The 14,307-nt window shown below is 38.0% G+C and carries 13 protein-coding genes; 4 read left to right on the plus strand and 9 right to left on the minus strand.

The genetic code is table 11. The annotated features are described in order from the left end of the window. Positions 1 to 12: 12 nt before the first annotated feature. The 6 genes from MCS_RS02255 to MCS_RS02285 form a co-directional block, all read right to left on the minus strand. On the minus strand, positions 13 to 1,422 hold the full coding sequence (locus tag MCS_RS02255) for an FAD-binding oxidoreductase (protein ID WP_004855119.1): 1,410 nt from the start codon (positions 1,420 to 1,422) through the stop codon (positions 13 to 15). Positions 1,423 to 1,424: 2 nt separating this feature from the next. After that, positions 1,425 to 2,387 carry an L-threonylcarbamoyladenylate synthase gene (locus tag MCS_RS02260; RefSeq protein ID WP_004855122.1) on the minus strand — a complete coding sequence of 321 codons (963 nt, stop codon included), beginning with the start codon at positions 2,385 to 2,387 and terminating at the stop codon, positions 1,425 to 1,427. Further along, positions 2,384 to 3,025, minus strand: coding sequence for a ribonuclease HII (locus MCS_RS02265; RefSeq protein ID WP_004855124.1), 642 nt, complete (start codon positions 3,023 to 3,025; stop codon positions 2,384 to 2,386). Before MCS_RS02265 ends, MCS_RS02260 begins: the two co-directional genes overlap by 4 nt. A gap of 271 nt (positions 3,026 to 3,296) precedes the next feature. After that, on the minus strand, positions 3,297 to 4,205 hold the full coding sequence (locus MCS_RS02270; protein WP_004855127.1) for a 4-(cytidine 5'-diphospho)-2-C-methyl-D-erythritol kinase: 909 nt from the start codon (positions 4,203 to 4,205) through the stop codon (positions 3,297 to 3,299). A gap of 256 nt (positions 4,206 to 4,461) precedes the next feature. Next, a complete protein-coding gene (locus MCS_RS02280; RefSeq protein ID WP_004855131.1) occupies positions 4,462 to 5,310 on the minus strand; it encodes a S49 family peptidase in 849 nt (282 codons plus the stop codon). Between the two features lie 199 nt (positions 5,311 to 5,509). Beyond that, a complete protein-coding gene (locus MCS_RS02285) occupies positions 5,510 to 6,301 on the minus strand; it encodes a tRNA1(Val) (adenine(37)-N6)-methyltransferase (RefSeq protein ID WP_004855134.1) in 792 nt (263 codons plus the stop codon). Positions 6,302 to 6,530: 229 nt separating this feature from the next. Between MCS_RS02285 and MCS_RS02290 the strand changes: the two genes are divergently transcribed. The 4 genes from MCS_RS02290 to glyS all read left to right on the plus strand — a co-directional run bounded on the left by MCS_RS02290 (position 6,531) and on the right by glyS (position 12,596). Further along, positions 6,531 to 7,547, plus strand: coding sequence for a polyprenyl synthetase family protein (locus tag MCS_RS02290; RefSeq protein ID WP_004855136.1), 1,017 nt, complete (start codon positions 6,531 to 6,533; stop codon positions 7,545 to 7,547). Between the two features lie 94 nt (positions 7,548 to 7,641). Further along, positions 7,642 to 9,330, plus strand: a complete 1,689-nt coding sequence (locus MCS_RS02295; RefSeq protein ID WP_004855139.1) for a tetratricopeptide repeat protein — start codon at positions 7,642 to 7,644, stop codon at positions 9,328 to 9,330. A gap of 99 nt (positions 9,331 to 9,429) precedes the next feature. Next, a complete protein-coding gene (locus tag MCS_RS02300; protein ID WP_004855141.1) occupies positions 9,430 to 10,374 on the plus strand; it encodes a glycine--tRNA ligase subunit alpha in 945 nt (314 codons plus the stop codon). Next, positions 10,374 to 12,596 carry a glycine--tRNA ligase subunit beta gene (gene glyS, locus MCS_RS02305; RefSeq protein ID WP_004855144.1) on the plus strand — a complete coding sequence of 741 codons (2,223 nt, stop codon included), beginning with the start codon at positions 10,374 to 10,376 and terminating at the stop codon, positions 12,594 to 12,596. Before MCS_RS02300 ends, glyS begins: the two co-directional genes overlap by 1 nt. Before the next feature lie 245 nt (positions 12,597 to 12,841). On the opposite strand, the gene MCS_RS02310 is transcribed toward glyS, so the two are convergent. The 3 genes from MCS_RS02310 to MCS_RS02320 form a co-directional block, all read right to left on the minus strand. Next, on the minus strand, positions 12,842 to 13,336 hold the full coding sequence (locus MCS_RS02310; protein WP_004855149.1) for a F0F1 ATP synthase subunit B: 495 nt from the start codon (positions 13,334 to 13,336) through the stop codon (positions 12,842 to 12,844). Positions 13,337 to 13,347: 11 nt separating this feature from the next. After that, the gene (locus tag MCS_RS02315; RefSeq protein ID WP_024864161.1) at positions 13,348 to 13,914 is read right to left on the minus strand and encodes a F0F1 ATP synthase subunit B; all 567 of its coding nucleotides are present in this window, start codon (positions 13,912 to 13,914) and stop codon (positions 13,348 to 13,350) included. Positions 13,915 to 14,072: 158 nt separating this feature from the next. Further along, positions 14,073 to 14,303 (minus strand): F0F1 ATP synthase subunit C, encoded by a 231-nt coding sequence (locus tag MCS_RS02320; RefSeq protein ID WP_004855165.1) that lies wholly within the window; start codon positions 14,301 to 14,303, stop codon positions 14,073 to 14,075. Positions 14,304 to 14,307 lie beyond the last annotated feature (4 nt).

Raw genomic sequence — 14,307 nt, forward strand, 5'->3', positions numbered from 1 at the left:
ATTATTCTTGACTTATAGAATTTTTCCAGGATTCATAATCCCTAAAGGGTCGAGTTTTTGCTTAATCCCTTGCATAATGTCCAACGCAACAGGTGATTTGAATGTGCGAAGCTCTTCACGCTTAAGCTGACCAATTCCATGTTCTGCAGAAAATGCACCTTGATAATACATTACTAAATTATGAATACAGCGATTCATGCGTGACCATAACTGCAAAAATTTGACAGAGTCAGCACTAATAGGTTGTGTAACATTATAATGCAGATTTCCATCACCCATATGGCCAAAACAAACAACGCGTGCACCAGGAGCAATATCTTCAACAATAAGAGCAGCCTCAGCTATAAACTCTGGAATAGAAGTAACAGGCAATGCAATATCGTGCTTAATGGAGCCTCCTGCTAACTTCTGTGCAGGCGATATACTTTCACGCAATTGCCAAAAAAAATTTTGCTGTTTTAACGATTGTGCAATAACCGCATCTTCTATCACAGCACCATTTAAAGCCTCTTCCAAAATAATATTTAACACAGATAATGCCTCATTATTACCCCGCAATGACGAAATATTAATCAATACATACCATTCATGCTCTTGCTCAAAAGGAGATTTCTCACATTTCTTATAATCTAAAGCCATTTGCAAACTAAGTTTTCCCATAAGCTCAAAACCAGTCAACATTCCCCCTCCATGACATTGAGCGAGTGATAAAAACTCTAAAGCTTTAGCTGGACTACATAAGCCTACAAAAGCAACTGCTGTTCCTTTAGTCTTTGGAAAAATCTTCAAAACTGCCGCTGTTATAACACCTAAAGTGCCTTCCGCCCCAATAAACAGATTTTTCAAATCATAACCGCTATTATCTTTCTTTACAAAACGCAAATCATCTAAAATACGACCGTCTGGCAAAACAACTTCCAAACCAAGACAAAGATCACGCATATTGCCGTAGGCTAAAACAGCCGTTCCTCCAGCGTTAGATGAAAGATTTCCTCCTATCTGACAGGAGCCTTCTGAAGCCAAAGAAAGGGGGAAAAAACGATCCAATTCATCTACTTTTCTCTGAAAATCCTGTAAAATAACACCAGCCTCCACCACAGCAAAATTACCTTCAAGATTTATACATCTCATCTTGTTTAAGCGTTCCATTGATAAAAGAACACTGTTCCCATTCGCATCTGGCTGTTGACCGCCCACGAGACCTGTATTTCCCCCTTGAGGTACAATCGGTGTACATGTTTGACTAGCCAATTGCATGATTAATGAAACTTCTGCAGTAGAAGATGGTCGTAAAAGCAATGGTGTTTTTCCATGAAAAAGCCCTCGCTCTTCAAGTAAATACGGTGCAATCAATGCCTGATCTGTTATAGCATGCGCTGAACCAACAATTTTTCTAAAGCTTTCAATTAAAATTTGCTCCATCTTCATTTTTCCTTTGGAGCCGCGGCACGTATTAAACGATCATTCATAGCCTCACCCAATCCATAAGACGGAATAGGTTCTACTGCAATACATTTCACTTTGAGTGAATCCAATTGCTTCATGTACTGAAATAAATGGGATGCTGCCTCTTCCAAATGTCCACTCTCACTAAGATTTAAAACAGAAACAGCATTGTTAACACCTGCTATACGCTTAGGACCAAAAGCTAAAAGCGCTTCTCCACTTTCTACTTTTTGTACATTCAAACGAACTGCAGCATTGGGGGCATAATGTGATTTTAACATACCTGGCGCTTCAATTGCTGCTCGTTGATCCAGCCTCTGCAATGATTTTCCCGTGATTTTCTCAATTTCTTCAGCAGAAATTCCCCCCGGACGTAAAAGGTAAATATTTTTATCACAAACCTTAATAATCGTTGATTCAAGCCCTATTCTAGAAGAACCTCCATCAAGTATTAAAGGTACAGAATCCCCCAAAGATGCAAAAACAGCTTGTGCTGAAGTTGGACTAAGACGTCCTGAGTGATTTGCACTAGGAGCAGCTAAAGGCCGACCAAAATATTCTACAACCTCCGCAAAACCACCCTCAGGAAAACGAATAGCCAATGTATCTAAACCAGAAGTGGTTAGAGGATGAATATCATGATGTGCCTTCAAAGGTAAGACAAATGTTAAAGGCCCTGGCCAAAAAACTTCCATTAATCGACGTGTAAGACTATCAATTTCTACGTAACGCTCCGCCATGTCAACACCGCTTACATGCACAATAAGCGGATTAAACTGCGGTCGCTTCTTTGTATAAAAAATAGAAGCGACAGCCTTCCCATTGGTTGCATCACCCGCTAATCCATAGACGGTTTCTGTTGGTAAAGCCACTAACCTCCCCTGTTCAAGAAGTTTAATTGCCTCTTTTATCGAAGCACTATTAAGAGGCAAAATCGTCACGGTGTATCATCCTTGTAATGTTCTTTAAGTGGTGAAAAACTATAACGATGTAATCTCGCAACCGGACCATATTTATTAAGAGCTGCACGATGAACTTGCGTTGCATAACCTACATGCTTCTCTAAACCATAAGCTTTATAAACTTGCCCCGCACATTCCATCATCCGATCACGCGTTACTTTGGCAATAATGGATGCTGCCGCAATTGAAACAGAACGCTGATCACCTTTAATCAAAGCAGTTGCTGGACATGGCAACTTAGAGGGAATATCACGTCCATCAAAGAGTACATAATCCGCTGGTACTGCTAATCCTATAATACAACGACGCATTGCTTCTAAGGTTGCTTTTCTAATATTTGACTGATCAATTGTACGAGCGCAAAGACTGGCAATTGAAATTGCTAATGCACTTTGTAAAATTTCATTATAAAGCCTTTTACGTTGTATGATAGAAAGTCTTTTTGAATCATTCAATCCATCCGGAATATGGTGCTTATTAAAAATAACTGCCGCTGTTACCACAGGTCCAGCAAGAGGACCACGTCCCACTTCATCAACACCTGCTATATGAAAAAAACCTTGTTTCTGCAAATCCAATTCACATGAAAAATCTGGTTGAAAAGGCAAATGAATCATCTTTGGTAAATCACAAATATAATCAAACACACAACAATTTTACAGACGTTCTATTTTCTGAAACTCCTGTAGCAAGCTAAAGCACTTTGGTAAACTCTTGCAACAAATACAGTAATAACAAAATACAACTATAAAATATCCTATACTGTTATTTTATTCCTCTTCTCAAGATTATTCTATTATGTCTCGATTTTATCTGAAAAATAAAACCAAGCATTCTCTTCATGGCACCTAACAAAAATGTTCCAAAACAAAATCTTTATCTTATCTATCAAATATTTCCTAAGGTCATGATAGATTTTACAAACCATTTTGGATACATCGATTTAATAAAAAGAGCTGCTTGCTGTGCTTCTTGCCGGTCTTTAAAAATACCGAAACAAGTCGCCCCTGTCCCTGACATACGGGAAAAAAGAGCTCCACACGCATCTAATGTAGATAATACTTCTGCTAATTGAGGTGCAATTTTTAATGCAGGAGTAAAAAGATCATTACGCGTTTCTTGTAAAACTTCAACCAATGAATCGACTGTTTTTAAAGCCATTGGATCAATTTTCAAAGGAGGGTTATTGCGTTTTTCCAAAGTTTTAAAAATAGCTTGTGTTGCAATTTGCTGACCATGATTAACTAACACCATGGCAACAGAACAAGCCTCTTTTAATCGCATGACGTTCTCACCAATTCCTTTAACAAAAAGAGGCTGCTGATATTCCAACCCCAAAAGACACATAGGAACATCAGCACCAAGAACTAAACTCATTGCTGCTAACTTCTCACAAGAACAATCAAGATTCCATTGTTGACGCAATATGCTCATAACGCTGGCAGCATCACCAGAACCACCACCAATCCCTGAAGCAACAGGTAATGTTTTAACAAGTTGAAAAAAAGCAGGTTTAGCACTTTCAGGAAATGTTTTGCGCATAAAATCACGTGCGCGAATAACCAAATTATCTGAATCAGAAATAAGCCCTCCCGCAAAGGGACCTGCTAAAACAAAATGATCATTTTCACACGGTGCATAACCCAAATAATCTCCGCTAAGACTAAAATAGACCAAACTTTCTATAAGATGATAACCATCAGTGCGCTCCCCCACAACATGCAAAGCTAAATTCAACTTAATGGGTGTAGATATATAAAAATGCCCTGTGAATGAAGCTTGTACATCTGATATCATCTGACGTAATATTCACCTGTATAAGGATCTTTGACTACTGTGCCTCTTTTCGCCATATGGGGTTTTGCTTCTGTACAATAAACATTGCACAAGGCTTTCTGTAATCGCTTCCTAAATAAAAAATAAGCATGACAAGTCATCATACAAAACAAACTGAATGTAATCACTTGTATCATTACAAGTCTTTTTCCTTCTCATACCTCTCTTTAGGCAAAATTTTCAACGAAACTGCACATCGACCAAATCTCTTTTTCTCTCACAAACCATACCGTTGCCAAAGCGCCCGCTCCTGAGCAACCATAACTGCGCTATCAACCGCTGTATAAACCGCATCAGCAGTAATACCTGAAGGCGTTTTGGGTCCTAAAAAACTTTTTGGAGGAGAAATTAATCGCAGTTTTGTATCATGACCAAACCGCTCCTTAATAACAGAGCGCACATCATTCAACCCATCTATCAAACCAAGTTCAACACCTTTCTTTCCGCTCCAAAACATTCCTGTAAAAATATCTGGATCATTTGATAATTTTGTTGCACGACGCTCCTTAACCAAATCGATAAAAGTTTTATGAACTTCAAGTTGCAAAGATTTCAAATGTTCAACATCCGCCTTCTTTTCAGGTTGAAATGGATCTAATGTAACCTTGTTTTTCCCTGCTGTATAAACACGCCGCTCAACACCAATTTTCTTTAGAAGCTCAGGAAAACCAAAAGACGCTGATATAACCCCTATAGAACCAACAATCGAAGAAGGATCAGCAAAAATTTCATCTCCAGCACAAGCAATCATGTAACCACCAGATGCTGCAACATCCTCAATAAAGACAAGAACTTGTTTATTTTTTTCCTCTGCCAAATCACGAATACGCTTAAAAATAAAACGTGATTGCACCGGCGAACCACCAGGAGAATTAACTATAATTGCGACAGCCGGTGCTTTTTTGTATGCAAAAGCCTTATCTAAAAGATTCGCACAACGGCTTAATGAAAGCGTACGTGCTATTGATGACGTTGAATCTATAATTGCCCCATGAAGGCGTATCACAGGAATCTCAAGTTTACCGGAACAAAAACGACATGGAACAAAATTTTTGATAATGTTCATCAAAATAAAATCTCCTTAAATAAATTAAGATCAATCAAACAAAAAAGGGCAACAAAAAGGCAGGACGCGATAACATCCAAAAGCGCCAATAAAAATCCACATTGCAACTAGAAATAAAATCTCGCACAAAATTTAAAGTCTCCCTTTAAAATTAAAGATTCAGTTTCAAATTAAGCAATAAACTGGAAAACACAAGATATCATTTAAAAAGTTCCCACAAGCTTATACACCCATTATTGATCGCATCAATGTGCGGTGAAAAAGCATGACTATCACCTTCATGCATCACCAACGCTGGCAATATCGATAAAGCCGCTCTGCTTCCCCGTTTTGCATAAAATAAAATACGAATTGCTGCCATTGCAGCACGCGCATGTATAGGGATTATACAGATATTACCAAACCGCCCTTCCAAAGCATGCAAAATATCAGTTAGCGATTGTGGACGCGCAATTAACCCTAAATATCCGCCTGGTTTAATAATTGCGGCAGCACTTCGCAACCAATTATCAAACATCGATTCAGACATAACATGCGCTTCGCTCTTTTGTTCATCAGGTGTTTTGCGATCAGCGGGATTATTAAAAGGGGGATTCATAATCGCAAAATCAAAACTATTATCTAGCAAACCAGCTTTTACGCGTGACTTTCCTTTGAAAGTAATATCTGCTTCTAGTAAACAAATTCGGTCAACAAATTTCTCATTTTGTTTTAGCATAAGCGTTTTTTGAGCATAGGATACCATAAAAGCTGACCGTTCAACTAATGTAACATGAACCTCTAAGCAACGCGAAGCAACTGCCAATCCCGCAGCACCAGCACCAGCTCCTAAGTCAACAACTTTTCCCTTAAAATTATTGGGAACTAAACCAGCTAATAACATAGCATCCATGCCAGACCGATGTCCCCGTTTACGCGGTTGAACCAAATAAAACTTCCCGCGATGAAAACTATCAATTGTTTCATCACTATGATTCGTTGTTTTAACCATTTGAACGACTCATTTTTCTTTATAAGCTGCTGTTTCCACAAAGCTGTTTCAAATTTCCCCACATATTTTTATAACATCAACTTCCCCCACAAAACACTCCTTGCAAATATCCATTCAAGACTTTCACTTTAAAGCAGTATCAAAGCTTGAGTCAAAACAAATCCCCCTTTATGCTACAAACAAAATAGAATGCATATATACCCATTGCAATACTCTAGGAGAAAACATATTGCGTGCTGCTACAAAATTAAATCAAATAACAAATCATCAAAACTCTCTACAATCCCTGATCAATCTTACCAAAAATGATATGGAGCGCGTAAATCAATTCATCCTTTCTATGGCAAAATCAGAAGTTGAAATGATTCCTGAAATTTCCAACCACCTGATTTCATCAGGTGGAAAGCGGCTGCGCCCAATGATTACATTAGCTTCCGCTCATATGTTCGGTTATCAAAGTGATGGGCATATTAAACTCGCAACAGCTGTTGAATTTATGCATACGGCAACTTTGTTACACGATGATGTGATCGATGAAAGTAATTTACGACGTGGAAAATCTACTGCACGAATGATTTGGGGAAATCAAGCTAGCGTACTTGTTGGTGATTTTCTATTGGGACAAGCTTTTAAAATGATGGTTGACGTTGGTTCCATAGAAGCACTCTCCGTTCTAGCAAATGCTGCTGCAATTATTGCTGAAGGAGAAGTGATGCAACTTTCTGCCGCAAAAAATCTAAATACCAGCACTTCAGATTATCTCAAGATCATTAATGCAAAAACAGCAGCACTTTTTTCAGCTGCCGCTGAAGTTGGTCCAATTATTGCCGGTTATGGAGATAAAGAGCGTTCTGCATTACGCGAATATGGAACATTATTAGGATTTGCTTTTCAATTGATTGACGATGCTCTTGACTATGGAGGTTCTGCGCACAATCTAGGAAAAAATATAGGAGATGATTTCCGAGAAGGTAAAATCACAATGCCTGTTATACTTGCATATATACGTGGGAATGCCACGGAAAAAGTATTTTGGAAACAAGCTCTTGAAAACAACAATAATAATGATGAAGCTTTTGAGCATGCGCAACACTTAATAGAAAAATACAATTGTCTCACAGAGACAATAGAACAAGCACGTATCTATGGAAAGCGTGCAACCGATGCTCTTTCTTCAATAAAAAAAGGACCTGCTCACAATGCTCTGATAAAAACTGTTGATTTTTGTATTGCGCGCGTAAACTAATTCTTTGCAAAAAGTATAATATTTCTCACAAAAATTATTGGATATGATTTATAAACTGTACAATCAATTGATTATCTTAAAAAGGATTAGCTCTATGCGCAGCGCAACAGTATCCCGCTTTTTTACTCTCTTTATTGCGGGTATCATGCTAATGCCATCACTAAGCTATAGCAAAATTAATACAGCTATCAATACAAGCTCATTTACAGGCGCTTATTTGGCTGGAAGAATTGCAAATTACGAAAACAAGATAGATCTTGCCATCGATTATTTTCAACAGGCACTTGCTTATCAACCTGATAACATTGAAACACAAAAGGAACTCCTCGAGGTTATGCTCTCCGCGGGTTCTTTCAAAGAAGCTGTAAAACAAGCAAAAAAACTAAAAGAGCAAGATGTTATAACACCTTTTGTTTCCTTGACATTGTCGATAGAAAATCTCATTAGGAAAGATTATAAAAATGCCAGCCTTCTTTTGCAATTAAAAGCACCTCGCATACCCAATAATCCCGTACCTGAATTAATCGGTGCTTGGGCCACATTTGGGTCTGGACAAAAATCGCAAGCAATTGCTGACCTTGAAAAAATCAAAGGACCTGCTTGGTATAATCTTTTTATAAGCTATCATCTTGCGCTCATGAACGATCTAGCTGAAAATACACAGGATGCAAAAAAGTATTTTATTCAAGCGCTCAATAATCGACAAGGCACACTTATAGCTCCAAATACCTATGAACGCATTATCATAGCCTATGCCTCATTCCAGTTGCGTCACAAAATGCGTAATCAGGCTATTCAAACAATTAAGCACGGTGAACAAATGTTGTCAGGACGTGAAGCACTGAAAAATATTCGAGAAAAAATCGAAAAAAGTGCTTCCCTCGAAATGTTGGTTAAAACACCTCAACAAGGAGCAGGTGAAGTATTGTATAATTTTGGGACAGCTCTTAGCCATAAAGATTCAGGGCGAATTGCACGTATTTTCCAACAGTTATCTTTCACCTTATATCCTCAAAATGACGCAACACTATTCCAATTGGCAAACATTTCTGCTAGATTAGGCGATCCTCGTAAAGCTATTAAACTTTACCGTGCTTTACCACCACAATCCCCCTATTATAAAGATGGACAGTTACAGCTTGCATTCCTTCTTGCAGATATTAATCACAATGAAGCTATCAAATTGCTGACATTCTTAAGGAAAAAATTCCCTCATGATCGCCACATTTTGATAACGTTAGCAGCTATTTATATGCAAAATAATAAATTTTCTGAAGCTGCTAAAGTTTTAGATCGTACTATTGTGCAGATACAAAATTTTCAACGAGATGATTGGAAACTCTTTTATCAACGTGGTATTGCTTTTGAACGTTTACAGAAATGGTCACAAGCCGAAATTGATTTACGAAAAGCACTTGAATTTTATCCTGATCAACCACAAATCCTTAATTATCTAGGATATTCGCTTGTTGAGCGTGATCAGAAACTTGAGGAATCATTGCGTATGCTACAAAAAGCCTCGGCATTGCAATCACAAAATAGTTACATTCTAGATTCTCTAGGTTGGGCCTATTATAAGCTTAAACAGTATGACCAAGCTGTTAAGATATTAGAAGAGGCTGTCAAATTACAACCCGAAGATCCAACATTGAATGATCATTTAGGTGATGCTTACTGGCAAGTCGGGCGAAAACGTGAAGCTGTATTTCAATGGAATCATGCAATCGATGGAGAAGCAAAAAATTCCAAAAACATTCAAAAAAAACTGAAATTTGGCTTGTAATAAACAACGGTGCTTGACCATAATCCTATGAAACAATAGACAGGTATAAGACTAATTTTCTGGTTGCTATCTGTTAGTTGATATTAAAGAGTATAAAGCGTGGAATTACCTGAATATCTTAATCCTACACGTTCTTTTCAAGGGCTTATCCTAACTTTACAAAACTATTGGGCCCACTATGGATGTGCAATTCTACAACCTTACGATATGGAAGTCGGTGCTGGAACTTTTCATCCAGCAACAACTTTACGTGCATTGGGACCACGCCCTTGGAAAGTTGCTTACGTCCAACCCTCTCGTCGTCCAGCAGATGGCCGATATGGTAAAAATCCGAATCGTTTACAGCACTATTATCAATTCCAAGTGCTTCTCAAACCTTCTCCACCAAATTTACAAGAGCTTTATATTAAATCGTTACAAGCCATTGGTCTTGATACAAAACTGCACGATATTCGCTTTGTTGAAGATGATTGGGAAAGCCCAACTCTCGGGGCTTGGGGACTTGGATGGGAATGCTGGTGCGATGGAATGGAAGTCTCTCAATTCACTTACTTTCAACAAGTTTGCGGCATTGAATGCGCCCCAGTTTCAGGAGAACTTACTTACGGACTTGAGCGTTTAGCAATGTATATCCAAGGTGTTGATAACGTCTATGATCTCAATTTTAATGGTTTGGATGGAGAAAATCGTATAAGTTACAGAGATATTTTTCTGCAAGCAGAACAGGAATACTCATACTATAATTTCGAATTTGCTAACACCAAAATGCTTTATCAGCATTTTATCGATGCAGAATGTGAATGTATTGCACTGCTTGAAGCTGGAAAACCAAATAAAGAACATGACTTGCATCTGTGTGTTTTTCCCGCTTATGACCAATGTATTAAAGCCAGCCATATCTTTAATCTTTTACAAGCTCGCGGTGTTATTTCTGTCACAGAACGACAAAGTTATATTCTTCGCGTTCGTGATCTCGCACGCCGCTGTGGAGAAGCTTTCTTGCTCACGGAAGCTGGTCAAATACATACAAAAGGAGAAGCCTAATGTCTGATCTTCTTTTGGAACTTTTTAGCGAAGAAATTCCTGCTCGCATGCAGCGAAAAGCAGCAGCAGACCTCAAAAAATCTGTTACAGATCAACTTGTGAAGGCAGGATTAACCTATAAAGCTGCCCGTGAATATTGGACACCCCGTCGACTAACATTAGATGTACGAGGTCTTTCTACACGCTCAAAAGATATCCAAGAAGAACGAAAAGGACCAAATATACAATCACCACAACATGTAATCGACGGCTTTCTACGTACGACAGGACTAAGCGATATTTCTGAAGCAAATATTGCACATGATAATAAAAAAGGTGATTTTTATGTCGCTAAAATCATTAAAAAAGGCCGGAGTGCAGAAGAAATTATTGCTGATATCTTACCTAATATCATACGCAACTTTCCATGGCCAAGGTCTATGCGTTGGGGTGAAGATTCAGCAAAAAATGGAGCATTGAAATGGATTCGCTCACTACAAAACATTCTCTGTATCTTCGGACCAGAAATTGGTGAAACACATGTTATTCCATTTACAATTGGTTCTCTCCAAAGCAATAATGTAACCTACGGTCATCGCTTTTTAAGTAATGGAAAACCACTTCAAATCCGCCGCTTTGATGACTATGTCACTCAACTTGAATCCCATAAAGTCATTCTAGATGCGGAAAGACGAAAAAATATTATTTTGGCTGATGCACAAAATCTTTGTTTTGCAAATGGTTTAGAATTAGTCCAAGATAGCACCCTCTTAGAAGAAATTGCAGGACTCGTTGAATGGCCTGTTGTGCTTATGGGTAATTTTGATAAATCTTTCTTAGATATTCCTCCAGAAATTATTCGCTTAACTATTCGTGCTAACCAAAAATGTTTTGTAACCCGCAAACAAGGCGAAACAATTGAACTTTCCCATTACTTTATTCTTGTTTCTAATATTCTTGCAAATGATGAAGGAAAAGAAATCTCTAAGGGAAATAGTAAAGTTGTCTGTGCTCGCCTTTCTGATGCGTTCTATTTTTGGCAAACAGACCAACATAATTTGCCTGATATTAAACAGTTCGAATCTTCCGCTAAAAAATTTGCTCTTGATTTGAATAAACCTCTTGATCAGAGAATAGCACGTCTCGATCATTTGAATGTAACTTTCCATGCAAAATTAGGAACGCAAGGCGAAAGAGTAGAGCGGATAGCCACCCTTGCGCAGGAAATTGCTCCTTTAGTGCAAGCAGATCCCTTCTTAGCTAAGCGTGCAGCAATTTTGGCAAAAGCTGACTTACAAACAGAAGTTGTCGGAGAATTCCCTGAACTACAAGGACTGATGGGACGAAAATATGCACTTCTTCAAGGAGAAGATCCTCGCGTAGCTGAAGCAATCGAAGACCATTATAAACCTCAAGGACCAACAGATTATATTCCGCAAGAGCCTCTTGCTATAGCAGTTGCTCTAGCCGATAAAATTGACATGCTCGTTGGTTTTTGGCTCATTAATGAAAAACCAACAGGCTCAAAAGATCCTTATGCATTAAGACGAGCTGCTTTGGGAATTATTAGGCTTGTGCTTTTGCGTGACTGGAAAATCAATCTCATGCCACTATTTCATGTAGCAAAAAATCTTTTTTTGCAGCAAAAAAACAAATATGAAACGTTTCAAATAGAAAATACACAATCGCAGAATCAACTTCTCAAAAACACAGAACATATTTTATTAGATCTGTTGTACTTTTTTCATGAACGTTTGAAAATCTATCTTAAAGAGAAAGGCGTACGCTATGACGCTATTGAAGCAGTTTTAAATAAAGATGCAGATGATTTTTTGTTGGTTGCGCGTCATGTCGAAGCACTTATCGGCTTTATCAATACAAATAAAGGCGATAGCTTTTTAGCCGCAGTAAAACGTACTGTAAACATCCTTGAGAATGAACTCCCTAAAAACTCAACAATAGCGGATGATATCAACCCAGAGCTCCTTATTGAAACAGAAGAAAAACAACTTTATCAAGAAATTATAGAAGTTGAAAAAAAGGTCTGTTGTCATATTCACACAGCAAATTTATCACTTGCACTTGATATTTTAGTGCCATTAGGAAAATTTATCGACACATTTTTCGAAAAAGTATTGGTGAACGATAAAAACCCTAATGTTCGCGCCAATCGTCTTGCTCTTCTCAAACGCATTCGCACCATTACGCAAATGTTCGTAGACTTCTCAAAACTTGCAGTCTAAAATCTCAAATTATCACTAACTACAGAAGCAATGAAAATGAAACCCTGCTATTGTTTAACGCTTTTATCATTAAACAAAAAAATAATATGCAAAAATTTTACCTAAAAGCTTCAGGAAATTTCAAAAAATTTGAGAACTAAGCGTAAATAAAACTCGATAATATCAAATAATAAATAATCACTCTTAATTCTGAAAGAAGAGGACTCTTCCTGAAAAGCGATCTTTGTAAACTTATCAAACAGCTACTAATTAAAATATGTTTTCATTTTTGCAAGAGATTCTTTAGAAAGAGATTCCTTCATAAATTTATGTGCTTTATCAGAAGCTACTTCCTTTGCGATAAGCACGCGCGCAGCAGAAATCGCTAAATCAATAGCAGATGAAGAAACCATTCGTATCGCATCGGCCTCTGCTTGAGCAATTTTTTGCTCTGCTAATTTATTGCGATTCTTGACATACTCTTCTGCTTTTGTACGTGCTTCAGCAATAACAGACTCAACTTCACGTTTAGCTGCTGCAATAATCTCCTGCGCATCCTTTTCTGCTTCGGCATGTTTGCGCTGATATTCCGCTAACACTTCCTGTGCTTCTTCACGCAAACGAAGAGCTTCATCAAGCTCATCCTTGATACGCTGTGCACGCGCATCAAGATGTTGTATAGCCATCTTTGGAACTTTGAAATAAACCAAAAGAGCTAGAAAAAGAACTAATCCAACAAAAGCCCAAAAAGTATCTGTCATCCTTGTAATCCTCAGTAATCTGCAGCTTTCACTGCTGAACGAACAGACTCCTTACTGAGATCAACGTCAATCAATTTTTTTACAATCTCAAGAGCTATTTCTTCAGCAATTAAACCAACATTTTGCATAGCCTTATCACGAATTTTTACTATCTTTTCTTCAGCATCTGCTAGCTTTCTTTCTAAACTTTCTTCAATTTCTTTACGTTCAAGTTCAGCTTTTTGTTTTATTTCCTCGCCAGCAGCTCGCGCTATAACATGCGCCTGTGAATGTGCCTCTGATAATTTTCGTTCATAAATTTTGACTACAGCATCTGCTTCCTGTTTCATACGCATTGCCTGATCCAAATCGGATGCAATACGATCTCGACGTGTTTCAATAACACCACCAATACGCGGTACAATCACACGAGAAATGAAGAGATAGAAAAGACCGAAAGAAAGAGCTAACCAAAAAAGATGTGAACCAAAATGCACAAAATCAAAAGGCGGAAACACACGATCTACATGCTCCGATGCATTCCTGATATGTCCTACCGACGTTCCAGAGGTCTGTGCATAAGCGCTGGAAATAAATATCATATCTTACCCTTCAAACAAGTTAGTTACAGCTCCCAATTTAGTTACGGCCCTTTATTTAAAACCAATAATAACTAATTCATGTTTCTTCTTTTAGAAATTAAAAGGGCATACCCGTCTCTCTTAATAAAAAAACAGACATACCCTTTTAAAAATGATTAAACCGCAAAAAGAAGCAACAAAGCAACGAGCAATGAAAAGATTCCCAAAGCCTCCGTCACAGCAAAACCAAAGACTAAACGACCAAACTGACTATCTGCTGCTGATGGATTGCGTAATGCACCAGAAAGATAGCTACCAAAAATATTTCCAAGGCCCAAAGCTGTTCCAGCCATACCAAAACACGCAAGACCAGCACCAATATATTTTGCTGCAAGCACTAATTCCATATCA

The sequence above is a fragment of the Bartonella doshiae NCTC 12862 = ATCC 700133 genome (assembly GCF_000278155.1).
Taxonomy (GTDB): domain Bacteria; phylum Pseudomonadota; class Alphaproteobacteria; order Rhizobiales; family Rhizobiaceae; genus Bartonella; species Bartonella doshiae.